This window comes from Erwinia papayae (assembly GCF_058241465.1).
This window is the reverse complement of the sequence record NZ_JBZCHT010000009.1, coordinates 673154-699901: the sequence shown is the minus strand read 5'-3', so window position 1 is coordinate 699901 and position 26748 is coordinate 673154. Positions and strand designations below refer to the sequence as shown.

General features: G+C 54.9%; 20 protein-coding genes and 3 pseudogenes. 14 read left to right on the top strand and 9 right to left on the bottom strand.

From position 1 onward, the window contains the following. Positions 1-159: 159 nt before the first annotated feature. The 4 genes and pseudogenes from AC3RPL_RS08030 (at position 160) to AC3RPL_RS08015 (ending at position 2277) form a co-directional block, all read left to right on the top strand. Positions 160-390: a DNA polymerase III subunit theta gene (locus tag AC3RPL_RS08030; protein WP_034935866.1), complete on the top strand. Its 231-nt coding sequence runs from the start codon at positions 160-162 to the stop codon at positions 388-390. 84 nt (positions 391-474) lie between these two features. Continuing rightward, complete coding sequence (locus AC3RPL_RS08025; RefSeq protein ID WP_367167160.1) at positions 475-1218, top strand: carbon-nitrogen hydrolase family protein; 744 nt, start codon at positions 475-477, stop codon at positions 1216-1218. A 26-nt stretch (positions 1219-1244) separates the two neighbouring features. Further along, positions 1245-1907: pseudogene (gene exoX, locus AC3RPL_RS08020) on the top strand (exodeoxyribonuclease X). Next, positions 1882-2277: an arginase family protein gene (locus tag AC3RPL_RS08015; protein ID WP_490739584.1), complete on the top strand. Its 396-nt coding sequence runs from the start codon at positions 1882-1884 to the stop codon at positions 2275-2277. The pseudogene exoX and the gene AC3RPL_RS08015 overlap by 26 nt, the downstream one beginning before the upstream one ends. Positions 2278-2349: 72 nt before the next feature. On the opposite strand, the gene AC3RPL_RS08010 is transcribed toward AC3RPL_RS08015, so the two are convergent. Both AC3RPL_RS08010 and AC3RPL_RS08005 read right to left on the bottom strand, forming a co-directional pair. After that, entirely contained in the window at positions 2350-4407 is a 2058-nt protein-coding gene (locus tag AC3RPL_RS08010; RefSeq protein ID WP_490740655.1) for a S9 family peptidase, read from the bottom strand. Between the two features lie 131 nt (positions 4408-4538). Continuing rightward, a complete protein-coding gene (locus AC3RPL_RS08005) occupies positions 4539-5192 on the bottom strand; it encodes a tellurite resistance TerB family protein (protein WP_490739583.1) in 654 nt (217 codons plus the stop codon). Between the two features lie 235 nt (positions 5193-5427). On the opposite strand from AC3RPL_RS08005, the pseudogene AC3RPL_RS08000 reads away from it, so the two are divergent. Continuing rightward, positions 5428-6245, top strand: a pseudogene (locus AC3RPL_RS08000) (sugar phosphate isomerase/epimerase family protein). A gap of 248 nt (positions 6246-6493) precedes the next feature. Here AC3RPL_RS08000 and AC3RPL_RS07995 read toward each other — a convergent pair. Continuing rightward, complete coding sequence (locus AC3RPL_RS07995; RefSeq protein ID WP_490739582.1) at positions 6494-6895, bottom strand: YebG family protein; 402 nt, start codon at positions 6893-6895, stop codon at positions 6494-6496. A gap of 138 nt (positions 6896-7033) precedes the next feature. Here AC3RPL_RS07995 and purT point away from each other — a divergent pair, with 138 nt between their 5' ends. Then, positions 7034-8212: a formate-dependent phosphoribosylglycinamide formyltransferase gene (gene purT, locus AC3RPL_RS07990; RefSeq protein WP_490739581.1), complete on the top strand. Its 1179-nt coding sequence runs from the start codon at positions 7034-7036 to the stop codon at positions 8210-8212. A gap of 101 nt (positions 8213-8313) precedes the next feature. Here the strand turns inward: purT and AC3RPL_RS07985 are convergent, their stop codons facing one another. Both AC3RPL_RS07985 and zwf read right to left on the bottom strand, forming a co-directional pair. Continuing rightward, on the bottom strand, positions 8314-8952 hold the full coding sequence (locus AC3RPL_RS07985) for a bifunctional 4-hydroxy-2-oxoglutarate aldolase/2-dehydro-3-deoxy-phosphogluconate aldolase (RefSeq protein ID WP_034935845.1): 639 nt from the start codon (positions 8950-8952) through the stop codon (positions 8314-8316). Positions 8953-9175: 223 nt separating this feature from the next. Continuing rightward, positions 9176-10651: a glucose-6-phosphate dehydrogenase gene (gene zwf / locus AC3RPL_RS07980; protein WP_261640449.1), complete on the bottom strand. Its 1476-nt coding sequence runs from the start codon at positions 10649-10651 to the stop codon at positions 9176-9178. A gap of 375 nt (positions 10652-11026) precedes the next feature. Between zwf and AC3RPL_RS07975 the strand changes: the two genes are divergently transcribed. The 6 genes and pseudogenes from AC3RPL_RS07975 (at position 11027) to AC3RPL_RS07950 (ending at position 20466) form a co-directional block, all read left to right on the top strand. Then, entirely contained in the window at positions 11027-11911 is an 885-nt protein-coding gene (locus tag AC3RPL_RS07975) for a MurR/RpiR family transcriptional regulator (protein WP_490739580.1), read from the top strand. Positions 11912-12016: 105 nt separating this feature from the next. Next, positions 12017-13459, top strand: coding sequence for a pyruvate kinase (pyk, locus tag AC3RPL_RS07970; RefSeq protein WP_490739579.1), 1443 nt, complete (start codon positions 12017-12019; stop codon positions 13457-13459). A gap of 469 nt (positions 13460-13928) precedes the next feature. Then, on the top strand, positions 13929-15482 hold the full coding sequence (locus AC3RPL_RS07965; protein ID WP_490739578.1) for a pyridoxal phosphate-dependent decarboxylase family protein: 1554 nt from the start codon (positions 13929-13931) through the stop codon (positions 15480-15482). Positions 15483-15490: 8 nt separating this feature from the next. Next, a complete protein-coding gene (locus AC3RPL_RS07960; protein ID WP_490739577.1) occupies positions 15491-16780 on the top strand; it encodes a lysine N(6)-hydroxylase/L-ornithine N(5)-oxygenase family protein in 1290 nt (429 codons plus the stop codon). Between the two features lies 1 nt (position 16781). After that, positions 16782-19136: pseudogene (locus tag AC3RPL_RS07955) on the top strand (GNAT family N-acetyltransferase). Positions 19137-19230: 94 nt separating this feature from the next. Beyond that, positions 19231-20466 carry an MFS transporter gene (locus tag AC3RPL_RS07950; RefSeq protein ID WP_490739576.1) on the top strand — a complete coding sequence of 412 codons (1236 nt, stop codon included), beginning with the start codon at positions 19231-19233 and terminating at the stop codon, positions 20464-20466. Positions 20467-20510: 44 nt separating this feature from the next. Here AC3RPL_RS07950 and lpxM read toward each other — a convergent pair whose 3' ends face one another. The 3 genes from lpxM to znuA all read right to left on the bottom strand — a co-directional run bounded on the left by lpxM (position 20511) and on the right by znuA (position 24038). Further along, on the bottom strand, positions 20511-21482 hold the full coding sequence (gene lpxM, locus AC3RPL_RS07945) for a lauroyl-Kdo(2)-lipid IV(A) myristoyltransferase (RefSeq protein ID WP_490739575.1): 972 nt from the start codon (positions 21480-21482) through the stop codon (positions 20511-20513). Between the two features lie 264 nt (positions 21483-21746). Continuing rightward, the gene (gene mepM, locus AC3RPL_RS07940; protein WP_490739574.1) at positions 21747-23078 is read right to left on the bottom strand and encodes a murein DD-endopeptidase MepM; all 1332 of its coding nucleotides are present in this window, start codon (positions 23076-23078) and stop codon (positions 21747-21749) included. After that, positions 23079-24038: a zinc ABC transporter substrate-binding protein ZnuA gene (gene znuA / locus AC3RPL_RS07935; protein WP_490739573.1), complete on the bottom strand. Its 960-nt coding sequence runs from the start codon at positions 24036-24038 to the stop codon at positions 23079-23081. It abuts the gene before it with no gap. 77 nt (positions 24039-24115) lie between these two features. Here znuA and znuC point away from each other — a divergent pair, with 77 nt between their 5' ends. Together znuC and znuB are read left to right on the top strand one after the other, a co-directional pair. Next, positions 24116-24868 carry a zinc ABC transporter ATP-binding protein ZnuC gene (gene znuC, locus AC3RPL_RS07930; RefSeq protein ID WP_490739572.1) on the top strand — a complete coding sequence of 251 codons (753 nt, stop codon included), beginning with the start codon at positions 24116-24118 and terminating at the stop codon, positions 24866-24868. Then, positions 24865-25650, top strand: a complete 786-nt coding sequence (gene znuB / locus AC3RPL_RS07925; RefSeq protein WP_490739571.1) for a zinc ABC transporter permease subunit ZnuB — start codon at positions 24865-24867, stop codon at positions 25648-25650. Before znuC ends, znuB begins: the two co-directional genes overlap by 4 nt. 93 nt (positions 25651-25743) lie before the next feature. On the opposite strand, the gene ruvB is transcribed toward znuB, so the two are convergent. Next, positions 25744-26748, bottom strand: coding sequence for a Holliday junction branch migration DNA helicase RuvB (ruvB, locus tag AC3RPL_RS07920; RefSeq protein WP_490739570.1), 1005 nt, complete (start codon positions 26746-26748; stop codon positions 25744-25746).

Here is a 26748-nt window from a genome sequence, read left to right as displayed (position 1 = left end):
AAGATTCCATCTTAATCAGAGCAACCCGACGGCTGCGATAAGGCCGCAAGAATACTCCGCTTAAAATAAGGTGTCGAGCAGATAAGCCCTCAGCCAACGAGCAGGCTTGCGAAATATCACCCGCTGTTTTATCCTGGCCGACAGAATCAGGAGGAATAAATGAATCACAATCTTGCTCTGTTGCCGCAGGAAGAAAAAGACAAAGTGAACGTCGACCTGGCAGCCGCCAGCGTTGCCTTTAAAGAACGCTATAACATGCCGGTGATTGCCGAATCGGTAGAGCGTGAACAACCGGAAGCACTTCGTGACTGGTTTCGTCAGCGCCTGATGCAATACCGTCAGGCTTCACTGGGTTTTTCACGCCTGCCTTATGAACCGAAACAAAAATAGTATTTAATATTCGTGTTATTCCCTTGTGTTTACGCTGCGCTTAGGATGAGATATGTCTTCTGAAACTGCTATGCAGGAGAGTATATGTCCGTCTGGAGTGTCGCTGCGGCACAATCAGGGTCGCGTTCCGGAGAGACTGACTGGAACATTTCGCACCATCTTGAATTTATCCATCAGGCTGCTGAACACCAGGTTAATGTTCTGATTTTCCCCGAATTATCCCTGACGGGCTACGAGCTGGCCCTCAGCCGTGAACTGTCGATGAATATGGACGATCCCAGACTGGAACCCTTTGCTATTGCCGCCAGCCAGCATCAGATGATTATTGTCATCGGGTTGCCGTTACTGGATGGCGATCACACCCTGCTGTGCGCGTTGGCGTTTCTACCCGATGGCACACGTCTGGCGTATGGCAAGCGCAACCTGTTTGGTGATGAAAATCTTTTTTTTCAGGCGGGTGCCGGGATCCCGCTGTTTGGCTATCAGCGGCATAACATCGCGCTGGCGGTTTGCGCAGATATCAGCGTTGAGGAATACGCCCGGGACGCGGCCCTTCGCGGTGCTAACCTTTACGCCACGGGTGTACTGGCATCGGAAAAAGGTTATCAGCATGGCTGCGACTTTCTGGTGCGCTGGGCTACGCAATACAAAATGGCGGTGCTGATGGCTAATCATGCCCTGCCGACCGGTGGTTACCAGAGTGCCGGAAAAAGTGCCGTCTGGGACGAACAGGGTCGTCAGGTCGTGCAGGGTGGTAGCGGCGAACAGCTGGTCATCGCTCGCAGGACGGAGAGCGGTTGGCAGGGAGAAGTGCATCCGGTGCGCTAACCGACGGTAATCTGACAGAGAGCATTATGTTACGTGTGATCGATACTGAAACCTGTGGCCTGCAAGGCGGCATTGTCGAAGTGGCCTCAGTGGATGTCATTAACAACACCATTGTCAATCCCATGAGCGATCTGATTTGCCCCGATCGCCCCATCAGCCGTGAGGCTATGGCCATTCACCGCATTACTGAATCGATGGTGGCCGGTAAGCCCACCATTGAGCAGGCTATCCATCGCTATCATGGCAGCAACTATTACGTTGCCCATAACGCCAGTTTTGATCGCCGAATGCTGCCAGAGATACAGGGTGAGTGGATTTGCACCATGACGCTGGCACGAGGTTTGTGGCCGGGCAGAAAATACGGCAACTAGGCGCTGCGGGAATCCCTGCAACTGGAGGTGGAGACGCCGCCTGGCCTGCACGCACACCGGGCGTTGTATGACTGCTACGTGACAGCGTCACTGCTTATTCGCATCATGGCGTTTTCTGGCTGGGATGCCGGGGAAATGGTTCGCAGGATGCAGGTGCGTGGTTCTGCTGTCACTTTCCCATTTGGCAAATACCGTGGCAGTAAAGTTGATGAAGTGGTAAAGCGCGATCCCGGTTATCTGAAGTGGATGCTGAAAAACATTCCCGACCTGAATGCCAGTCTGCGCAGCGCCATTGAACGGGCCCTGTCGGCAGAATAATATTCCGCATGAAAAGGCATTTATCGCCCGGCACGGTATCGCCACCTGCGGCCCGCAGGAGATTAAAAACGGTGCGCAGCCGGTGACAGACTGGATAGAGAAACAGGGCATTAAATATCTGGCGGTACATATCGATCCTGATGTGTTGGATCCGACCCTGTTCCGCTCTGTGCTGTTCGCAAGACCCGCCAGAGGTAAAGACGATTTTGCTGGTGCAGCGGAAGGCAGACTGACAATCAATGAGGTGGTGACGCTGGTCAACCACGCCGCGAGCAGGTCGCAAATGGCCGGTATAACCGTGGCGGAACATCTTCCCTGGGATGCCATCAACCTGAAGAAAATGCTTGAATCTTTGCCGATGCCGGGCTGATACCCGACAAGCTATCCTGCCCGCCACTCTGCGGACATTCGGCAGAGTGGCGGCAGTCTTTCGAAGTAAAATTCAGTCAGCCGTGGGAGCGAGGGTGCCCTGTGCCAGTGCGATCAGAAAGGTAAACTCATCCGCCACCCCTTCATAGAAGGTAAAGCGACCCGATTTACCGCCGTGGCCGGAGTCCATGTCGGTGTCGAGTATCAGCAGATTGTTATCGGTTTTCACATCGCGCAATCTGGCAACCCATTTTGCCGGTTCCCAGTACTGCACCTGCGAGTCATGCAGGCCGGTAGTCACCAGCATGTGCGGATAGTTCTGCGAAGTGACGCCATCGTACGGACTGTATTGACGGATATAGTGATAGAACGCCTCATCAGCCGGATTACCCCATTCATCATATTCAGCGGTCGTCAGGGGAATTGACTCATCCAGCATGGTGGTTATCACATCGACAAACGGCACCTGAGCCACAATGCCATGAAAACAGGATGACGCCATATTGACCACCGCTCCCATCAACAGGCCACCCGCGCTGCCGCCCATTGCGTAAATTCTTTCCGGATCGCCATAGCCCTGCGCCACCAGCGCGTGGGTGGCATCGATAAAATCGTGAAAGGTATTCATTTTGTTGAGCAACTTTCCGTCATCGTACCACTGCTGCCCCAGCTCACCGCCACCACGAATATGCGCAATGGCGAAGACAAAACCCCGATCTAACAGGCTCAGGCGACTGGCGCTGAAATCAGCATCCATACTGCTGCCGTAAGCACCGTAGCCGTATACCAGTAGTGGATTTTTTTTCGGCTGGAAATGTTGCCGGTGATAAACCAGCGACACTGGCACCTTCACGCCGTCGCGCGCGGTTATCCAGTGCCGTTCACTGCAATAATTGCCAGCGTTGAAGCCTTTTACTTCAGTCTGCTTGAGCGTCCTGCGTTCGCCGCTGTCCATGTCCAGCTCGTAAAGGGTATCGGGCGTGGTCATCGAGGAGTAACCGTAGCGCAGCAGCGCAGTTTCCGGCGAGGGATTATAAGAGAGCCAGGTTACGCAGGCAGGGTCATCGAAAGCAATTACCACATCCCTGCCGGTCTTGCGACAGATCTGCCGCAGTCTGTTCTGCCCCTGCTCGCGTTCCTGCACCACCAACCAGTCACGGAACAGGCTGAAATCCTCCAGCAGAACAGGCGTGCGTGCCGGGATCAGGGTTTGCCAGCTGTCCTCACTGAACTGCTGGCTGTAATAAAGTGCAAAATTCTTCCCTTCCCGGTTCGAGCGAACCCAGAACTGTTGCTGATAGTGATCCACCGCGTACTCGTGATCTTTACGGCGTGGACAGAATATCTGTGGCTCAGCCGTGGCGGAATCCGCATCCAGCAACAGAATTTCACTGGTGGTGGTGCTGTTCAGACTGATAAGAACAAACTGCTCAGAGGTGGTTTTGTGAACGCTGACGTAGAAGGTATCGTCCTGCTCTTCATACACCAGTTCATCTTCCTGTTGTGAGGTGCCAGGACGGTGACGCCATACCTGCCACGGCAACAGAGTCTGCTTATCTTTCAGCACGTAATAGAACGTGCTGCTGTCTGCCCATGCAAATCCTGAAGAGACATGCTCCAGCACTTCCGGATACCACTCGCCGGTGGTCAGATTGAAGAAACGAATGTCGTACTGACGGCGTGACAGATAGTCCTCTGCCACCGCCAGCAGTTGATTATCCGGACTGATACCCAGTCCGCCAGGCGTATAAAAATCCGCGCCTGCCGCTCGCTGATTGCAGTCAAGCAGGATCTCCCATTGCTCCGGTGTGGAAGTGTCTTCCGGCTGGCGGGTATAAATTGCATACTCTTTGCCTTCCTCGTAGCGGCTCTGATAACGCCAGCCCCTTTTAACATAAGGCACGGAAAACTCACGTGGCGGAATACGTTGAATAATTTCCTTCAGCACCTCCTGCCGTAACGCCTGGTGCGGTGCCATAATCGCGCTGCCGTACTCATTTTCAGCTTCAAGATAGTCAACAACATCCTGCTGCTGACGCTGGTCATCACGCAGCCAGTAATAGTTATCGATGCGCGTCTCACCGTGCAGGGTCATTTCAACAGGAATTTTTCTGGCGATTGGGGGTTTCAGCATTATCGGACATCCACTCAGTCAGTCATGTCTGCTTAGTGTGGCATTTACCGCGCTGATTGTCAGGCGGGAGCCTGAAGCAGTCAGTGACAAAACAACAGGTTGGGGACAAAAATGCCCCCGGCGGGTGATCAGGCAGATAATTTTTGCTTCTCAGCCTGAATATCACTGGCAATACTCTCGCGAACATCCTCGGGTATTTTCAGTTCGTCTGCGAGAGCCTGAAGGTAGCTGCGCTCCATGAAATGGTCCACGTCAATCACCAGATTACTGAGGAAATAGACCTCCAGCGCTTCCTCCTCATTACTGATGTCCTTCGCCAGCTTTTGTGGATCCAGGGGCATATCAATGGCCTGCTGGATCATTCGCTCACCCTCTGCGCCCAGCCCGGCCTGCTGAATATGCTGGTCGATCGCCTGTCGCTCATTGTTGTCAATATGACCATCGCTTTTCGCCGCAAACACCAGCGCCTGCACCAGACGCTCCGCACGACGGTCTGGTGGCGAGAACTGCTGACCAAACTGCGGCTGGTCGCGGTGAGTTTCAGCGATACGCTGCTTATATTTATTCCACAGCACCGCCCCCGCTGCCGCGCTGCCGCCGATGATCAGCGCATTTTTCCCGTATTTCGTCAGCAGTTTGCGCGAAGATTTACTCGCTATCAGCAGGCCTGCCAGACCACCCAGCGCGCCCGGTGCCAGCATCTTGCCTAATCCCTCGCCACCACTTTTTCCCTGCTTGCCATTGCCCAGCACATTTTGAATTTGTTTCAGCCAGTCAGCCATCGTCTTTCCTTTCAGTGACAGAAAACGTTCAGCATAGAGGGCGTTACGTCAAGAACCGTCAAGTCTGGCAAAGCCCCGAAAACAACCAGCTACACTTCGCTAACAAAGGAACAACACTATAATTAGCATGATAATTATTACGCCTGGCATTAGCGCAGGGAAGACAGCGGCATCTCAGGTTTTGACGGCAGAACTGATTCGACACTTAATCGCCGGATATCGGCTGAGGAAAATCATGCGATTTGCTCATAATCCCCTGTTTATCAACACGGTTATTTTAGGGGGAACACCGGAAGAAAAAATTGAGGCCGCAGCGCAGGCGGGCTTCAGTCAGATTGAACTCTGGCGGCAGGATGTGGAGAAAGCGGGCGGCGGCGTGCCGGGGATTATTGACCTGGTCAGCCTAAAAATCTGGCATTTACCGATTATCAGGTGCTGCTGGATTTCGATGGCGCACCGGACGCCGTTCGTCAGCGAAAGTGTGATGAAGCTTTGGTGATGCTGGATACGGCAGTGGCTCTCGGTGCAACCACGCTGCTGACGCCAGCATCAACCGCTGATGATTGTCTTGCCGGGCGCGAAGAGGAGGATATCCGCTGGCTGGTTGATGAAGCAGGCAGGCGGGGACTGAGTGTGGCCTTTGAAGCTATGGCATGGAGTACACACATTAACAATACTGCGGCAGCATGGCAGCTGGTGCAGCGCATCGATAAGCCGAATCTTGGTCTGGTGGTCGATGCTTTCCACATCTTTGCCCGTCGGCGCACGGTAGCAGACCTGGCAGGGATCCCGATGGATAAAATCTTTCTGGTACAGCTGTCCGACCTCGCCGCCCTGCCCGCTGAGCACGCGCTGGTCGACATCGCACGTCATAAGCGCCTGTTACCCGGCGAGGGGTGTTTCCCGCTGAACACCCTGCTGGATTATCTGGCAGAGGGTGGATACAACGGGCCTCTTGGCCTGGAAGTCTTTAACGACCAGCTGCATCAGCGTGCAGCTCATGACGTGGCGAAAGAAGCCATGTCTGCCCTGAAGCGATGTTGTGGCATCTGAATAAATCTGCCGCTGTGCTGAAATGGATAACGTCGCCCAATCCGGCGACGCTCCGGAGCCGGTTCGACAGGTTAACCCGCTTCATCGGACAAACTGGTCGCCGACACTCCTGTGGTGACCCCATAAAATACGGTAACAGCACGCAGGACGTGGAGCACAACGCCAGACTCCCGGCACACTGCTGGTCACCAAAGCCGCAGGCCCCGGATGAGAGGACCACAGCAACGGACGGATTTCGTTTGCTGACCTCAGGCTACCTTACTGGCGCGGGAGGGTTTGCCTGCACCGATCGCTTTCAGTTTGTTCTTCGGTTCTGCTTCATCCGTGGCGTCTGCCAGAGTGTCGCTTTCCTGCCCGGCATCGGGCTCCCCGGCCGGGTTCAGGTCGTTACCTTCCATGCTCACATTTGCACGCTCAGGTTGTTTGCTGGTGCGCAGAATATGTGCAAGGGCATCTTTATTCTCTGCGAGGAACAGCCCGAGTATTTCGCGCTGCTCTTCGTCAATCGTCAGCGGGGCCACACCAAGCCAGTCGGAGAAGACTTCCGCCATATCCAGCATTTTGTCGTAGGCATCGGCTTCTTTTTTACTGGCGAAAGTCATTTTTTCCTCACCTTTTCTGACCACAACATATTTTATTTCAACAGCCATTGTTCCCACCTTATTTAACTGTATTTTCATACAGTATAACAGCGATGATTTTCCTTCTCAAGCCCGTAAAGCGGATGTATGCGCAATCGTTTTCGTTTATACTGCGCGCGTTTTTTTCCTTCCAATCAGGTAGACATTATGACAACTCTTGGTACTGCGCTGCGCCCCGCCGCCACGCGTGTAATGCTGTTAGGAGCGGGTGAACTTGGCAAAGAAGTCGCGCTGGAATGCCAGCGCCTGGGCGTGGAAGTCATTGCCGTCGATCGCTATGCCGACGCACCCGCCATGCATGTGGCGCATCGCAGCCATGTCATCAACATGCTGGATGGCGAAGCACTGCAAGCCCTGGTGGCGTCAGAACGTCCTGATTTTATTGTGCCAGAAATCGAAGCCATCGCGACAGATATGCTGATTGAGTTGGAAAAACAGGGGCAAAAGGTGGTGCCGACCGCGCGTGCCGCCCGTCTGACCATGAACCGCGAAGGCATTCGTCGCCTGGCCGCTGAAGAGCTCTCCCTGCCCACCTCAGATTACCGCTTTGCCGATGATGAGCAGGCTTTTCATCAGGCCGTACAGGCAATTGGCTTCCCGTGCATCGTTAAGCCGGTCATGAGCTCGTCCGGTAAAGGACAAAGTTTTATTCGTGAAGCCTCACAACTGAAGGCAGCCTGGGAGTACGCCCAGCAGGGTGGACGCGCCGGGGCCGGGAAAGTGATTGTTGAAGGTGTGGTGAAATTTGATTTTGAGATAACTCTGCTGACTGTCAGCGCGGTTGATGGTATCCATTTCTGCGCCCCCATTGGTCACCGTCAGGAAGAGGGTGATTACCGCGAATCATGGCAACCCCAACAGATGAGCGCCCTCGCCCTGCAACGCGCTGAAGAGATCGCCGCAAAAGTGGTTACCGCGCTGGGTGGTCAGGGCCTGTTTGGCGTTGAGCTGTTTGTCTGTGGTGATGAAGTGGTGTTCAGCGAGGTTTCTCCACGTCCACACGATACCGGGATGGTCACGCTGATTTCGCAGGACCTGTCAGAGTTCGCACTGCATGTCCGGGCCTTCCTCGGCCTGCCAGTGGGCGCTGTTCGCCAGTATGGTCCGGCGGCTACTGCGGTGATCCTGCCTGAACTGGATAGCGACAACGTGCAGTTTGCACAGCTGGCAGACGTGCTTGGGGCAGGTCTGCAACTGCGTCTGTTCGGCAAGCCTGAAATTCACGGTAAGCGGCGGATGGGGGTTGCGCTGGCAAGCGGTGAAGATATTGCTGATGCGGTACAACGTGCCATCAACTGCGCAGCGGGCGTCAAAGTCAGCGGCTGAGAAGCATAAAGGTCTGGCGCACTGCTCTTTTCCTCGTCCCGCCAATAAAGAAAGGATGGCGTTTGCCATCCTTTCTCGCTTTACCGGCTGGTCCGGAAGCGTTAAGCCGCACCGGCAACGGCTTCTTTCGCCAGTCGGGTAATGCGTTCATAATCGCCGGCTTCCAGCGCATCGGCGGGCACCAGCCACGAGCCGCCAATACAAAGCACGCTTTTCAGGGCCAGATAATCACGGTAATTAGCCGGTGAAATCCCGCCGGTTGGACAGAAGCGTACCTGCGGGAAGGGTCCGCCAATTGCCTGCAACGCCTTCACGCCACCGTTGGCTTCCGCCGGGAAAAACTTAAACTCACGCAGCCCGTAATCCATCCCGGTCATCAGCTCTGAAACCGTACTGATGCCCGGGATCAACGGCACGGAACCTGCTACGGCAGCTTTCAGCAGCGGTTCGGTCAGACCCGGACTGATGGCAAACTGCACGCCTGCATCAGTGACTGCTTTTAACTGCTCCGCATTCAGCACCGTGCCCGCGCCGACGATAGCTTCCGGCACCTCGTTGACCATCGCTTTTATCGCCTCCATCGCACAGGCGGTACGCAGCGTCACTTCCAGCACTTTCACGCCGCCCGCCACCAGTGCCTTCGCCATTGGCACCGCATGTTCCAGCTTGTTAACCACAATCACCGGCACAACCGGGCCGGTCGTCAGGATCTGTTCTGCACTTATTTTCCAGTTACTCATCGACCTGCTTCTCCTGTCTTGCCAGCCGTGTGAGTGACTGGCTAAAGCGACGCGCAACGCGTCTGGATAGTGATGTTGTTCACTACCATACAGGACAGTTGCCCGGTACGTCCATGTGATTGAACTTTTTTTGAAACAGCGGTTTATTTTTTAACGTCGGCGCAGGGCATCATCTTTCAGCAATAAAAAAACCCGCCGGAGCGGGTCTTATCGTACCGTGAAATTACTCAAATTCATTCCAGGAACGGCCATCACGGGTGATCATCGCCACCGAGGCAACCGGTCCCCAGGTGCCGGCCTGGTAAGGCTTGGGCGCTTCTTTATCTGCCGCCCAGGCTTCCATGATTGAATCGACCCACTTCCACGCTTCTTCCACCTCATCACGGCGAACAAACAACGCCTGGATGCCGCGCATGGTTTCCAGTAACAGACGCTCGTAGGCATCCGCCAGATGCGACTGGTTAAAGGTTTCTGAGAAGCTCAGATCCAGCTTGGTGGTTTGCAGATTGTGTTTGTGGTCCAGTCCGGGAACCTTGTTAAGGATCTGGATCTCAACCCCTTCATCCGGCTGTAAACGGATGGTCAGCTTGTTCTGTGGCAGTTCCTGCCAGGATTCTTTGAACAGGTTGAGCGCTGGATTTTTGAAATAGACCACCACTTCGGAACACTTGGTTGGCAGTCGTTTACCGGTACGCAGATAGAAAGGCACGCCTGCCCAGCGCCAGTCGTCAATATCCACGCGGATAGAGACAAAGGTTTCCGTATTGCTGGTTTTATTGGCGTCTTCTTCTTCCAGGTAACCCGGTACTTTCTTACCCTGCACAAAGCCCGCGGTATACTGGCCACGCACGGTTTTATCACGCACGTTAGTGTGGTCAATACGACGCAGCGAACGCAGCACTTTTACCTTTTCATCACGGATACGGTCGGCAGAAAGATCGGCGGGTGGTGACATGGCAATCATGGTCAGCACCTGTAACAGATGGTTCTGGATCATGTCACGCATCTGACCCGCTTTATCAAAATATCCCCAGCGTCCTTCGATACCCACTTCTTCTGCCACGGTGATCTGCACGTGGTCGATGGTGCGGTTATCCCAGTTTGAGGCAAACAGCGAATTGGCAAAACGCAGTGCCAGCAGGTTCAGTACCGTCTCTTTACCCAGATAATGGTCAATGCGGAATACCTGGTTTTCTTCAAAAAATTCACCGACCTGATCGTTAATTTCCTGGGAGGTTTCCAGTGAAGTACCCAACGGCTTTTCCATCACCACACGGGCTGGCTGTGCATTAAGTTTGGCAGTGCCCAGACCTTTGCAGATAGCACCAAACGTGCCGGGCGGCATGGCAAAATAGTTAATGGTCACGCGTTTTTTCTGGTCCAGCATTTTACCCAGTTTGGTAAAATGGCTGGTGTCGTTAACGTCCAGGTTACAGAAGTCGAGTCGGCTGCTCAGTTTGTCCCAGAGTGCCTCATCAATCTTCTCCTTCATAAAGGTTTCCAGTGCTTCCCGCACCACCTTGGTCCAGGCTGCTTTATCCCAGTCCGCCCTTCCCACGCCAATAATGCGTGACTCTTCATGAATCTGACCGGCTTTTTCCAACTGATACAGGGATGGCAACAGTTTCCGGCGAGCAAGATCGCCTTTAGCACCGAAAATGACCAGATCGCATGCCTGGGCCGTTTGTGTAACCGCCATTATATTCTCCTCGTTGCAGGATAAGCCTGACCTGCTAAATCCGTAACACTCAGGCTCTTATTGTAATTTTCTTTCAGTACAATGTACTGCTTTTGTTCGCTCCGCGTAAACCGACCTGCACGCCTGCCGCACAGAGAAACCAGATTGTGCAAATTTTAACGGCGGTCAACAGCTCTTTTATTGCGCGATCATTGATCGTTTTTTGTCGACTGGCCTGCGCGGGTAAAACCGGACAGAGTTCAAATTCTGGCAAAAAAACGTGACAAAGCGCACCCGTCCTCTGCCCCCGCCCTTAGCGCGCTTGTATATTCTCTACAAAATGACATCGATTTCTCCTTTGGTTGAAATCGCCAGAATGTATCAGCGGACACCGTTATGACTATGCTGGAAAGAATTCAGTCTCAGCTGGAAAATCTGAGCAAATCCGAGCGCAAAGTGGCTGACGCCATTGTTGCCGCACCCGAAACGATAATCCATCTCAGTATCGCCCTGCTGGCCCGCCAGGCTGGGGTCAGTGAACCCACCGTCAACCGTTTCTGTCACCGTTTACAGACCCGGGGCTTTCCGGACTTTAAGTTACAGCTGGCGCAAAGTCTTGCCACGACGGGCACGCCCTGGGTCAGCCGCGTAATTGACGAAAACGACAGCGTGGAGACCTGGTCCGGCAAGATATTTGAATCGGCGATGGCAGGTCTGGACAGGGTTCGCCACAATCTGGATCCTGTCGCCATCACTCGCGCGGTGGACCTGCTGACCCGGTCTCAAAAAATTGCCTTTTTCGGCCTCGGCGCGTCTGCCGTGGTGGCACAGGATGCGATGAATAAATTTTTTCGCTTCAATGTGCCTGTCATCTGTTCCGATGATATTGTGATGCAGCGGATGCACTGCATCAACAGTACGGAAGACGATGTAATCGTGCTTATTTCCTATACCGGACGCACTAAAAATTTAGTCGAACTGGCACAACTTGCGCGGGAAAACAGAGCAACGGTGCTGGCGATAACCTCGCCAGACTCATTACTGGCACGTGTTGCCACGCTGGCGTTACATGTTGATGTGCCGGAAGACACTGATATTTATATGCCTGTGGTGTCACGACTGGCACAGCTTACGATAATTGATGTACTTGCCACCGGCTTCACGCTACGGCGCGGTGCAACATTCCGCGACAATCTCAGACGTGTCAAAGCGGCGTTGAAGGAGTCACGATTCGACAGGGAAGACCTGACAGCGCAGCCAGACCGGCCCGGATTTCGGTAGTTAAATGGGCAACAGGCCAACAGACATCGCCTGAATATTATAAAATACTAAACCTTTACAGGGATTGCTCCGGCATCACCCCTTTCAAAGTCAACGGAGTCATACATGTCCAGACGTCTCAGAAGAACCAAGATTGTAACCACCTTAGGCCCGGCAACCGATCGCGGTAATAACCTCGAAAAAATCATCGCTGCCGGTGCCAACGTTGTGCGTCTTAACTTCTCCCATGGCACCCCGGAAAACCACATGCAACGTGCGGACAGCGTGCGGCAGATTGCGGCGAAACTGGGTCGCCACGTCGCCATCCTCGGCGATCTTCAGGGGCCAAAAATTCGCGTTTCTACCTTCAAAGAAGGAAAGGTCTTTCTGAGCGTGGGCGACCGGTTCTTACTTGATGCCAGTCTTGCCAAAGGTGAAGGCGACAAAGAGAAGGTTGGTATCGATTATAAAGGCCTGCCTGCTGACGTGGTGCCCGGCGACATCCTGCTGCTGGATGATGGTCGTGTGCAGCTAAAGGTGCTGGAGGTTCAGGGGATGAAAGTCTTCACTGAAGTTACCGTGGGGGGCCCGCTTTCCAATAATAAAGGCATCAACAAACTGGGTGGTGGTCTGTCTGCTGAAGCGCTGACGGAAAAAGATAAAGCCGACATCCTGACCGCAGCAAAAATTAACTGTGACTACCTGGCCGTGTCGTTCCCGCGCTGTGGTGAAGACCTCAACTATGCCCGTCGTCTCGCCCGTGAAGCCGGATGCGAAGCAAAAATCGTCTCCAAGGTGGAACGCGCTGAAGCGGTTGCCACCCAGGAAGCAATGGATGACATTATCCTCGCCTCTGATGTGGTGATGGTGGCAAGGGGCGATCTCGGCGTCGAGATTGGCGATCCTGAACTGGTGGGGATCCAGAAGGCGCTGATCCGCCGGGCGCGCCAGCTGAACCGATCGGTGATCACCGCCACGCAGATGATGGAATCGATGATCACCAATCCTATGCCGACCCGTGCTGAAGTGATGGACGTGGCGAACGCCGTGCTGGACGGCACCGATGCGGTGATGCTGTCGGCTGAAACGGCGGCCGGTCAGTACCCTGCCGAGACCGTCACCGCGATGGCTAAAGTGTGCCTGGGTGCCGAGAAGATCCCCAGTATTAACGTTTCCAAACATCGTCTGGATGTGCAGTTCGACAATATCGAAGAAGCCATCGCCATGTCAGCCATGTATGCCGCCAACCACCTGCAAGGGGTGACAGCGATTATTACCATGACCGAATCGGGACGCACCGCGCTGATGACGTCGCGGATCACCTCCGGCCTGCCGATTTTCGCTATGTCACGTCACGAACGCACGCTCAACCTCACCGCCCTCTATCGCGGGGTAACGCCGGTCTATTTCGACAGCAACAACGATGGCGTCGCGGCCGCGCACGATGCAACTAATCTGCTGCGTGACAAAGGTTTTCTGATGTCGGGCGACCTGGTCATTGTCACCCAGGGCGACGTGATGAGCACCACCGGCACGACTAACACCAGCCGCGTGTTGCGCGTGGAGTAATCCTGCTTACTGGCCCGCTTCAGGCGCTCAGCTCACAGCTTTCGTCATCCGCGACATGCGGATGACGATAACCTCATCAGCCAGATCATCTGCCTCTTCCCCGCCACTTTATTGTCCCTGCCCATTGTTCTTTGCCCGCTCCCGTTCCTGACTGGTTATATTTTGAGACACTAAAATGTGATCTATATCACATTTGTGACATTAACAATGCTTATCACAACTTTGTCACAATAATCCTATTGAATGATAATGATTGCTATTTATAATCCCATTCTCAATTACATCAGACACAAACAGGTAACAAAACCATACTAAAACAAGGTTTTTTAGCTTAACAAAGCGAATAAACCTGTCCGATGTTTCAACGGGAAATCTGTTTTCCCAACAATACGTTAATGACTCTGAACTGACGATGGCCGTCATTGCTTCTGATGGCAGGACTGTTCACATCTGCAAAAAGGAACAGAATATGGTTTTACGTTCGCACACTCAGCCAGTACAGGACTTGCATCCTTTCCCGGACAACAGCGGGCACCGGCAATATATTTTCAACGATCAGCAATTAGCCGCGTGGAACCAGCAAACCCAGGAGGTGCTGGCACTGCTGAGCAACACCGTGCAGGGCGTGGAGAAACCATTCAGCGGTATTCTGCCCCATGAACTGGCCCCGCAATTTGCCAGTGTCGATCTCGATTCGCCACTGGGCAGCAACGAAGCAGCACTGGAAGAACTTCAGGCGCTCTATCTGCGCGATGCGGTGTGGTTCCATCATCCCAAATACGTTGCGCATCTGAACTGCCCGGTAGTACTGCCTTCGCTGATGGCTGAACAGATCATGGCGGCCGTAAACAGCTCGGTCGATACCTGGGATCAGAGTGCAGGCGGCACGCTGATTGAGCAGAAAGTCACTGACTGGACGCTGAGTCGTATTGGCCTGCCGCAGACGGCAGACGGCATTTTCACCAGCGGCGGCACGCAATCCAACCTGATGGCAATGCTGCTGGCGCGTGACAGCTGGTGTGCCAGACACCATCCCGGACATCTGATTAAGCATCAGGGGCTGCCGCCAGAGGCCAGCAAGTGGCGGGTCTTCACCTCCCGCCTGAGCCATTTCAGCATCCAGAAATCGATGGCGATCCTCGGCCTGGGCTATGATGCGGTGATCCCGGTCGATTACGACGAGCACTACCGTATGGATGCGGCGCTGCTGGAGCAGGAGATCCAACGTTGCCATCAGCAGGGACTGATTCCGATTGCGGTGGTGGCCACCAGTGGCACCACCGATTTCGGCAGTATCGATCCGTTACAGGACATCGCGCGTTTATCGCAACACTACGGTTTGTGGATGCATGTCGATGCGGCCTACGGCTGTGGTCTGCTGGTTTCACCTCAGCACCGCCAGCGCCTGAAAGGGATTGAACTGGCTGATTCCGTCACCGTTGATTACCACAAATCTTTTTTCCAGACCGTCAGTTGTGGGGCTTTCTTTGTCCGGGATAAACAGCATCTGAGTCACGTTACTCACCATGCTGATTATCTCAACCCGTTGAGCGCTCAACAGGAAGGTACGCCAAATCTGGTCAATAAAAGTATCCAGACCACCCGCCGTTTTGATGCGCTGAAAATGTGGCTGACCCTGCGCGTTATGGGACCGGATGCCCTGGGTGAAGCTTTCGATGCCATCATCGCCCTGACCGGCACCGCCCATCAGTTGCTGAGCGCGCATCCGTCGATCGAGGTGCTGCATGCGCCGGAACTGACCACCCAGATTTTCCGTTACGTCCCGCGTTCCGGCATGAGCGACAGCGCCATTGACGAGATCAACTCCGCGATCCGCAAAGCGCTGTTCCGCTCCGGCAATGCCGTTATCGCCGGCACCAAAGTTAACGGCCATCAGTACCTGAAATTCACCCTACTGAACCCCAACACCACCGTTGCAGACCTGGAAGACGTCATTGCGCTGATTGCGCATTATGGTCGGGAACAGGTGCGAGCATCAGCGTTCAGCGCGGCAAACCAGTGAGAGAGGCTATGAAAACAATTTATGATTTCATCGGCATTGGCATCGGCCCGTTTAATCTGGGTCTGGCCTGCCTGAGCGAGCCGGTAGAGAACCTGACCGGCGTATTTCTTGATCAAAATCCCGGCTTTGACTGGCACACCGGAATGATGCTGGAAAGCGCTCATTTGCAGACGCCCTTTATGGCCGATCTGGTTACGCTGGCCGACCCCACCAGCTCTTACAGCCTGCTCAACTATATGAAAGAGAAAGGCAAACTTTACTCTTTTTACATCCGGGAAGATTTTTTCCTGATGCGTAAAGAGTACAACCAGTACTGCCAGTGGGCGGCGGCGAAGCTGAGTAATCTGCGCTGGAATACCCGCGTTGAATACGTCAGCTACGACGAGGATGACGCCTGCTACCACGTGAAGAGCGTTGACACCGTCAGCGGCACCAGTCAGTTGTGGTATGCCCGGCGTCTGGTGCTGGGCACCGGTCCGCAGGCCTGGATGCCGTCATGTTGCCGTGCGCACCGTGAACGCCTGACCCACTCCAGCGAATACCTGGTGAACAAGGCCGCGCTACAGCAGAAAAAGTCAATTACCGTGCTGGGCAGCGGTCAGAGTGCCGCAGAGATTTACTACGACCTGCTGACTGACATTGATAAATACGGTTATCAGCTCAACTGGGTCACCCGCGCGCCCCGCTTCTATCCGCTGGAATACACCAAGCTGACGCTGGAGATGACCTCGCCGGAGTGGATTGACTATTTCCACGATCTGCCGCCAGCGAAACGTGACGAGCTGAATGCCCGACACAAGAACCTGTATAAAGGCATTAACAGCAGTCTGATCAACGACATTTACGACCTGATGTACGTCAAGCGCCTTGATGGTGAGCTGAACGTCAACCTGTTCACCCATGCAGAACTGTGTGACATGCGGCGCACGCCTGACGGCGAGCTGGAGCTGTTCCTGCATCAGCAGGAACAGGGCAAAGATTTCACCCGGCGTACCGAGGGTCTGGTGGTTGCTACCGGCTACTATTATCAGCCGCCGATGTTTATCGAGGGGATCAGCAGACGCCTGCGTTGGGATGAAAAAGGCCGCTACGACGTGCAGCGTAACTACAGCATCGACCTGCACAATCAGATCTTTGTACAGAACGCCGAACTGCATACCCACGGCTTTGTCACCCCGGATCTGGGGATGGCCTGCTACCGCAATTCGGTTTTACTGCGCGAACTGGCGGGTCGGGAGGTCTACCCGATCGAACGGCAGATCGCTTTCCAGACCTTCCCGGCACAGACGGAGCGTTAAAATGACCCGGACTCCCTTATTTCACACCACCCGCCCTGCCGGTCAGTTTACCCTGCGCCCGATGCAGGCTGAGGACGCCTCGCTGATCCACAGCTGGGTCACCCGGGATTACGCCCGCTTCTGGGGGATGCAGGACGACACGCTCGAACAGGTCGCAGCGTTTTATCAGAAGCTGACTGCCGCTGATCCCCAGGCCGCATTGATTGGTTGCTGCGATGACAAGCCGGTGTTCCTGATGGAGTTTTATCAGGCCAGCGAGGATGAGGTCGGGAAATTCTATCCGGCACAGGAAGGTGATTATGGCATGCATATTCTGATCGCCCCGGCCAACAATCCCGTGCAGCAATTCAGCTGGCAGGTGTTCACCGTGGTGATGGATTACATGTTCAGCCTGCCTGCCGTAAAACGGGTGGTGGTTGAACCGGACGTGCGTAACCAGAAAATTCACCCTCTTAACAAGCGTGCCGGATTTCGTTACCAGCACACCATCGATATGGGACACAAAACCGCGTGGCTGGCCTTCTGCCAGCGCGAAGATTACTAACACTCTCTGATGCAGGAAACGTTGACCATGAACAGTACCCATCCTCTGCTTACCGGCAGCCACCTGTCAGGCGATAACTGGGCGCAGGCTAACCGGATGTTGATCCGCAAAGCGCTGGCTGAATTTGCCCATGAACTGATTATTACTCCGACCGCGCTGGGCGATAACCGTTTCTCGGTTGCCGTTCCCGCCGGTGAAGCTGACTACCAGTTTACGGCCCGCCGCCTGGCGCTGGACCACTGGGAGATTGATGCAGACTCGCTGATCAAACAGGAGAACGGCCAGCCGCTGACGCTGGATGCGCTTCAGTTTATCGTCGAGTTCAACCAGCAGATCGGTATCCCGCAGAATCTGCTGGCAACCTACATGGAAGAGATCACCAGCACCCTGTGCAGTAGCGTGTTCAAATTGCAGAAAAACAATCCGGACAGCGCCGAACTGGTTCACGCAGATTTCCAGACCGTTGAAGCAGCGATGACTGAAGGCCATCCGTGTTTTGTCGCTAACAACGGCCGCATTGGTTTTGACGCCCGTGACTATCTGGCCTGGGCCCCGGAAGCCGCCGCACCGGTAAATCTGGTATGGGTGGCGGTCCACCTGCGCAATGCCCATTTTTCCAGCCTGAGTACGCTGGACTATGACCAGCTGATGCGCGATGAGCTGGGCCAGCCACAGATAGATGCCTTTAATCGCACGCTGTCAGATCTGGGCGTGGCAGCAGATGACTATCTGTTTATGCCGGTTCACCCCTGGCAGTGGCAGAACAAGCTGCTGACGGTGTTCGCACCGGATATTGCCAACCGCGATATTATCTATCTTGGCGCGGGTGAGGATCAGTATCAGGCACAGCAGTCGATTCGTACCTTCTATAACCGCAGCCAGCCGCAAAAGCATTATGTCAAAACCGCCCTGTCAGTGCTGAATATGGGCTTTATGCGCGGCCTGTCACCCTATTACATGGCCACCACCCCGGCAATTAACGAGTGGCTACAAACGCTGGTGGAGAAAGACGACTGGTTGCAGCGTTGTGACTTCCGCATCCTGCGTGAAGTGGCGGCGGTGGGCTATCACAACCGCTACTACGAGCGCGCCATCAGCGGCGACTCAGCCTGGAAAAAGATGTTTGCCGCGCTGTGGCGTGATAATCCGGTGGCACAACTGCCATCTGGCCAGCGGCTGATGACCATGGCTTCTTTCCTGCATGTTGATAAACATCAGCAGGCGTTGCTGCCCGCGCTGATTGCCGATTCGGGACTGGATGCTAACCAATGGATAAAGCGCTATCTGACCTGCTATCTCAGCCCGCTGCTGCACTGCTTTTACCAGTACGATCTGGTCTTTATGCCGCATGGCGAAAATCTGATTATTCAACTGGAAAACAATGTGCCGGTTGCGGCCTGGATGAAGGATATCGGCGAAGAAATTGCGGTAATGAACCCGGACGCCGTTCTGCCGGAAAAAGTACAGCGCCTGGCGGTGGACGTGCCGGAAAATCTTAAGCTGCTGTCGGTGTTTACCGATGTGTTTGACTGCATTTTCCGCTTTATCAGCGCAATCCTCGATCAGTCCGGCACCCTGCCACAGGCCCAGTTCTGGCAGGCCGTCGCCGACTGCGTTAAAGAGTATCAGCAGGCACATCCACAGCTGGCGAGTAAATTTGCCCGCTATGATCTGTTCACGCCTGAATTTACCCGCTCCTGCCTGAACCGTCTGCAACTGGCCAATAATCAGCAAATGATCAATCTGGCGGACCCGGCTGAGAACCTTAAATTTGCAGGAACGCTGAGCAATCCGATTGCCGCCCTGCGTTAAAAAGCGCATTGAACCAGCATAAAACTGGTGTATGTTGACGCGGTCGCTTCGGTGACCGCGTTTTTTATTATGACAACTGCTGGAAGGAGCCTGCATGGCCTCATTTATTCCGGTGTCGGTCCTGACCCGCCGCCATCTGATTTTTCCCTTTTCCCTGGTGCTTTTTGAGTTCGCCACCTATATCGCCCACGACATGATCCAGCCGGGCATGTTGCTGGTGACCAGCGAGTTTAACGTTGGGCCGGAGTGGGTTTCCACCTCGCTGACCGCTTATCTGGTTGGCGGTATCGTGCTGCAATGGCTGCTGGGGCCGCTTTCCGACAAACTGGGGCGACGTCCGGTGATGCTGGCAGGGGTGGCGTTCTTTATGCTCACCTGCTTTGCCACTCACTGGGTGCAGAATATTGAGCAGTTTATCCTGCTGCGTTTTCTTCAGGGGATCAGCCTCTGTTTTATCGGTGCTGTGGGATACGCAGCCATTCAGGAAGCCTTTGATGAAGCGCTGAGCGTAAAAATGATGGCACTGATGGCCAATATTGCCTTGCTGGCTCCGCTGGCTGGCCCGCTGGCCGGGGCAGCCTTTCTGACCATCAGCGACTGGCGCAGTATGTTCTGGCTGTTTGGGGCAATTACCGCCGTGGCCCTGCTGGGTCTGTGGTTCACCATGCCGGAAACCTCAGGGGATCGCACCACCTCCATCTCGCTGAAATCACTGGGCAGGGGCTACGCTAAACTGCTGGCCGACCGCCAGGTGATGGGGGGTTCAATTGCCATCGGGCTGGTCACCGTTCCCTGCCTGGCCTGGGTTGCTTTGTCTCCGGTGATTCTGATCCATGATGAAGGCCTGAGTAAAATGAGCTATGCCCTGCTGCAACTGCCGGTGTTCCTGGCGATGATCGCCGGTAACCTGACCCTCGGCCACATCGCCGGGCGTCTGCCTCTGGAGAAGCCGCTGCGCCTCGCCGCCTGGCCGGTACTGGGCGGACTGTTGCTGGCAGCCCTTGCCACCACCCTCAGCCCACACAGTTATCTGTGGCTGACCGCCGGACTCAGCCTGTATGGCTTTGGCACCGGGCTGGTGAATGCCGGTCTGTACCGCCTGACGCTGTTTTCCAGTGAGGCAGGTAAAGGCAGCGTGGCGGCAATGTTAGGCATGGTCAGTATTGTGGTGTTCGCTGGCGGGATTGAGCTGGCTAAGGCGGGCTATTTTCGTGGTGGCAGCAGCTGGTTCAGTCTGGCGAATCTGCTGTGTGGCCTGCTGTGGTTCTGGCTGGTGCGGGCATTTTTGCAGGAGCGCAAGCGCCGCAGCGCCATTGTCAGCGTCGAATAATCCACCGGCGGAACCGATGTTCCGCCGGGGATAGCCTGTCCGGGTTATTTTTTGCGCCAGAGATCCTTACGCCGGTAAGGCTCGATTTCACCCTCTTTACGGGTTTTTAGCAGCTTGAGTATCCAGGCATACTGTTCAGGATTTGGCCGCACAAAGTTCTCCACTTCTTCATTCATCCGGCGCGCCAGCGTGCGGTCGTCGGCATCCGGCAAATCATCCATCGGCTGACGCAGATGTATCTCAAGCTGCTGACTGCGGGAATTATAAACCGGGAACAGCGGCACCACTCTGGCACGACAGACTTTCATCAGACGTCCTAATGCGGGCAGCGTGGCTTTATAAGTGGCAAAAAAGTCGACAAACTCACTGTGTTCCGCACCGTGGTCCTGATCCGGCAGATAATAGCCCAGATACCCCTGACGCACTGAACTGATAAAGGGCTTAATACCGTTGTCACGGGAATGCAAGCGGCCACCATAGCAGCGACGAATTGCATTCCACATATAGTCCATTAGTGGATTGCGCTGATGATTGAACATCGCTGCCACTTTGTGGCCTTCCAGAGCCAGTGCCATCGCCGGAATATCCACCGCCCAGCCATGGGGAACCAGAAAAATGATGTTCTGTTTATCCGCGAGCAGGGGGTCAATAATTTCCCGGTTATGCCAGATGATACGCTGACGGGCGTGCACCGGGCGCATCGCCAGTTCAGCCATCATCACTATCGACTGTGGCGCGGTGGCAAACATCTGGTCAATAATCTTTTCCCGCTCCAGTTCAGACACTTCTGGCATACAGTAAAACAGATTAATTTGCGCACGTCGGCGGGCGCTTTTGGCGACCTTTCCGGCAAAGCGCCCCAGTGCGCCCAGAACGGGGTCGCGGACTCGGGCAGGCACCCAGGCCATTGCCGCACAGGCCCCTATTGCCAGCCAGTTTCCCCAGTATTTCGGCAGGAGAAAAGATGGCTGAAAGACCGGAATAAATTCATTGCTGCTTTTTTTGCTGTTATCCATGCACTCGCCTCAAACAATAAGCGGCTAATGATAGTGCTGGCGGGCGATTTTGCAATGCCTGCGCTGTTATGCCACTGCATTAACAGCCGTTTTCGCAGAATACGACAATGATTGCGCCCTGAAAACAGGCGCACTATCGCCTGCCAACGGATGCTGATTGAAAAGGATTGTCTGCTGCGGAGCACCTCAGCAGGCCGTGGGTTTCCGCCGACAATAAAAAACCGGCAGGAGCACCCGCCGGCTGTATAAGATAAAAGCTCAGCGTTATTTGAAGTGCAACTGCGGCAATACCTCACGCACCTGCGCCAGATAGGTCGAGCGTTCTTTACCGGTCAGTCCTTCCATACGCGGCAGTCTGGCCGTCAGTGGGTTGACCGCCTGATTGTTGATCCAGACTTCGAAATGCAGATGCGGGCCGGTGGAGCGCCCGGTGCTGCCGGACAAACCGATGCGATCGCCGCGTTTCACCTTGTCGCCCGGACTGACCAGCAGTTTCTTCATGTGCATGTAGCGGGTCATGTACTGCCGACCATGACGGATGATGACATAGTTGCCCGCCGCACCGCTGCGTTTGGCGACGATAACTTCCCCGTCACCAATCGCCAGCACTGGCGTGCCCAGTGGTAAGGCAAAATCAACGCCTTTATGCGGCGCGATACGCCCGGTAACCGGATTGAGACGGCGTGGATTGAATTCGGAAGACACCCGATACTGACGGGTGGTAGGAAAACGCATAAAGCCCTGTGCTAACCCGGAACCGTTGCGATCGTAGAATTTCCCGTCTTCGGCACGGATGGCATAATAGTCTTTACCGCCTGAGTGCAGGCGCACCCCGGCCAGCTGACTTTGCTGGCTTTTGCCATCCAGCATTTCGCGGGACATCAGCACCGCAAACTTGTCGCCACTGCGCAGTTTGCGGAAATCCATCTGCCATTGCAGCGCCTTGATCACCGCACTGATTTCACCACTGCTCAGCCCGGCATCTCTGGCGCTGTTCACAAAGCTGCCGTTAACCGTGCCGGAGACCACGCTGTTGCGCCATTCGCCTTTCTGGATTTCCGATGAAAGTTTGAAGGTGTCGCCGGAGCGGTCATAGGTGCGGGTTTCACGACGGGAAACTTCCCACGTCATCCGTTGCAGCTGGCCGTCGTTGTTCAGCGTCCAGGAGATCTGCTGCCCGACATTCAGGTTACGCAGCTCCTTATCTGCCTGACTCAGCTGATGGATATCACCAGAGTCAATGCCGTATTGATTGAGAATACTGCTGAGCGTGTCACCCGACGAGACAACATAATCGTGCGTGCCCGCTTCGTTCGGCACATCCTGATCGATTTCATCCTGGGGAACATCATCATCCGGCGGCGCGGTGTCCTGATCCAGCGGCTCACTGGCATCCGGTAGCATGGTGCGTAACTGGCTGCTGTCCAGCTCAATATTTTTGACAACGGGATTTTCTGCAACCGCCGAAGGATGATAAATATACGGCCGCCAGACGGAGACGGCCAGTGTGGTTACGCTCAGCAAACCCAGCATGATGCGGTGGGTTCGCGGCAATGTGTTAAACGCTATGGCGACAGCGCGGGCAATCTGCTGCACTTAGTTATTCCTCTGGTCTCCTTTCAGGCAGCTCGCATACTGGCTTGACAGCTGTGAGAGGAATTTCACGTAGCTGTCCTGGCTGACAGTGATATTGGTTCCCAGCGGATCCAGCGTTCCTGAACGCACTTTGGTTCCTCTGGCAACCGCATCGATAACGGCTGGCCTGAATTGTGGCTCAGCAAAGACGCAGACGGCCTTCTGCTCAACCAACTGTGTTCGAATCTGATGTAAACGCTGAGCACCGGGCTGAATTTCAGGGTTAACGGTAAAATGTCCCGTGGGGGTCAGGCCAAAATGTTTTTCAAAATAGGTATAAGCATCGTGAAAAACGAAATAACCCTTTCCTTTTACCGGTGCAAGCTGAGTTCCTATTTGCGTATCGGCGCTGGCCAATTCTGCCTCAAAATGTCGCAGGTTCGCGTCTAGTTTGTCTCTGCTTTGCGGCATAAGTTCCAATAATTTTTCATGGATTGCAACCGCAGATTGTCTGGCTATGTCAGGGGACATCCACAGATGCATATTATATTCGCCGTGATGATGATGATGGGCCGCTTCAGCCGTGCCGTCGCCCCCCTCTTCCTGCGTATGCTCATCATCGTCGCCGCCGCGTAACAGCAGAGGTTTTACCGTCGGCAGAGCGGCCAGCTGAAGGGATTTTTGCGCCGGAAGTTGAGCCACCGCTTTCGGCATAAAGGCTTCCATTTCTGGCCCCACCCACACCACCAGGTCCGCACCGCGCAGGCGTTTCAGGTCTGAAGGGCGCAGGGAATAATCATGTTCAGACGCCCCGTCCGGCAGTAACACCTCTACCGGCGTAACGCCATCGGCAATGGCTGCGGCAATAAAGCCCAGCGGCTTGACGGAAGCCACCACCGCAGCCTGAGCGGCGGTGATCGGGGCAGCGGCTAAAGCCAGGCTGCTGAGGAGGGGCAACAGCGACAATTTTTTCTGTAACATAATGATTCAGTCCATCGTGACGGGTCGATGGGATGTGATATTATAACATTCGAAAACTTCTGCAACCCGTAATCACTATGTCATCTCTGATTAGTCTGGAAAAAATATCTGTCAACTTTGGGCAACGGAATGTCTTATCCAATGTCTCTCTGACGCTGCAATCCGGTAAAATACTCACCCTGCTGGGACCCAATGGCGCAGGCAAATCGACTCTGGTCCGCGTAGTGCTGGGATTACTTCCGGCAAGCGAGGGCAAGGTCGTTCGCGTCGACGGCGTGCGTATTGGTTATGTGCCGCAAAAAATTCACCTCGATAACACGCTTCCGCTTAGCGTTGAACGCTTTATGCAGCTGCGCAGCGGCGTGAAGCGCGCCGATATCCTGCCTGCGCTGATCAGGGTTCAGGCGGCGCAGTTGCTGAATTATCCGCTGCATAAACTCTCCGGCGGTGAGATGCAGCGTGTGCTGTTGGCACGCGCCCTGCTCAACCAACCCCAGTTGCTGGTTCTGGATGAGCCCACGCAGGGAGTGGATGTTAATGGTCAGGTGGCGCTGTACGATCTGATTGATCAGCTGCGTCATGAGCTGAACTGTGCGGTGCTGATTGTTTCACACGATTTGCATCTGGTGATGGCGAGAACCGATGAGGTGTTGTGTCTCAACCAGCACATCTGCTGTTCCGGCACGCCGGAAGTGGTTTCACAGCATCCGGAATTTATCTCTATGTTTGGTTCCCAGGCCGCTGGTCAGCTGGCGATCTATCGTCATCATCATAACCACCGCCACGACCTTCAGGGACGTATCGTGTTACGCAGAGGACAGAGACAGTGATTGAATTATTACTGCCCGGCTGGCTGGCCGGGTTTTTACTGACGCTGGCAGCCGGTCTGCTGGGTTCATTCGTGGTCTGGCGCAGAATGTCCTACTTTGGCGACACGCTGGCACATGCTTCCCTGCTTGGCGTTGCTTTCGGTTTACTGCTGAATATTAATCCGTTTTATGCGGTGATCGCCGTCACCCTGCTGTTATCGCTGCTGCTGGTCTGGCTGGAGCGCCGTCCACAGCTGGCGATTGATACCCTGCTGGGCATTCTCGCCCACAGCGCCCTGTCACTGGGACTGGTGGTGGTCAGTCTGATGTCAGGCGTGCGCGTGGATCTGATGGCGTATCTGTTTGGCGATCTGCTCTCGGTTACCCCGACAGACCTCTGGGTGATCGGCACGGGTGTGGCGCTGGTGCTGGCAGTGCTGGCGATAAACTGGCGGTCGCTGCTGGCAATGACCATCAGTCCCGATTTGGCACAGGTGGATGGCGTAAATCTGAGCAGAGCAAGAATGGTGCTGATGCTGATCACCGCCCTCACCATCGGCGTGGCGATGAAGTTCGTTGGCGCGCTGATTATCACCTCGCTGCTGATCATTCCGGCAGCAACCGCCCGTCGCTTTGCCCGCTCCCCGGAGCAGATGGCAGGCTTCGCGGTGCTGGTGGGGATGCTTTCCGTCACCGCTGGCCTGGCGTTCTCGGCCAGTTACGATACCCCTGCTGGTCCGTCGGTGGTACTGGCGGCCGCCCTGCTGTTTGTGCTCAGCCTGGGCAAAAAAACGGGGGTGTAGTCTTACTGCGGACTCTCCTGCCAAAGGCTGCCCTGACACGGCAGCCTTTTTTGTCGGCAGTAAAAACCAACCCTGCGCAGCATGTTTCAGCAGTCACGCGTCCCGGCTGATACCGAAATGTTTATAGGCATGTTGTGTGGCGATACGTCCACGCGGCGTACGTTGAATAAAACCCTGTTGGATCAGATAAGGCTCCAGTACATCCTCAATGGTTTCGCGCTCTTCGCCAATCGTCGCCGCCAGGTTATCCAGCCCCACCGGGCCGCCGGTGAACTTATCGATAATCGCCAGCAGCAACTTACGATCCATATAGTCGAAACCTTCGGTATCGACATTGAGCATATCCAGCGCCCGTGCCGCCACTTCACCGCTCAGATCGCCTGCGGCACGAACCTCAGAGAAATCCCGCACGCGGCGCAACAGGCGGTTCGCTATGCGTGGTGTACCACGGGAGCGGCGGGCAATTTCCAGCGCACCTTCGTCACTTAAGGCCAGGCCAAGACAGGCGGCGCTGCGTGCCACAATGTGTTGCAGGTCTTCGACCTTATAGAATTCCAGCCGTTGCACAATACCAAAACGATCGCGCAGCGGCGACGTCAGAGACCCGGCGCGGGTGGTGGCACCGATCAACGTAAAGGGCGGCAGATCCAGCTTGATAGAACGGGCAGCCGGGCCTTCGCCAATCATGATATCCAGCTGGTAATCTTCCATCGCCGGATACAGCACCTCTTCCACTACCGGTGACAGGCGGTGGATTTCATCGATAAACAGCACGTCGTGCGGTTCAAGATTGGTCAGCATCGCTGCCAGATCGCCCGCTTTTTCTAGTACCGGTCCGGATGTGGTACGCAGGTTCACGCCCATTTCGTTAGCAACGATATTAGCCAGCGTGGTTTTACCCAGCCCCGGCGGGCCAAAGATCAACAGGTGATCCAGCGCATCGCCACGCATTTTGGCCGCACGGATAAAGATATCCATCTGCTCACGCACCACCGCCTGACCGACATACTCAGCCAGCAGTTTGGGCCGGATGGCGCGGTCGATAACCTCTTCTTCAGATATCGTTCCCGGCGATACCAGGCGGTCGGCTTCAATCAT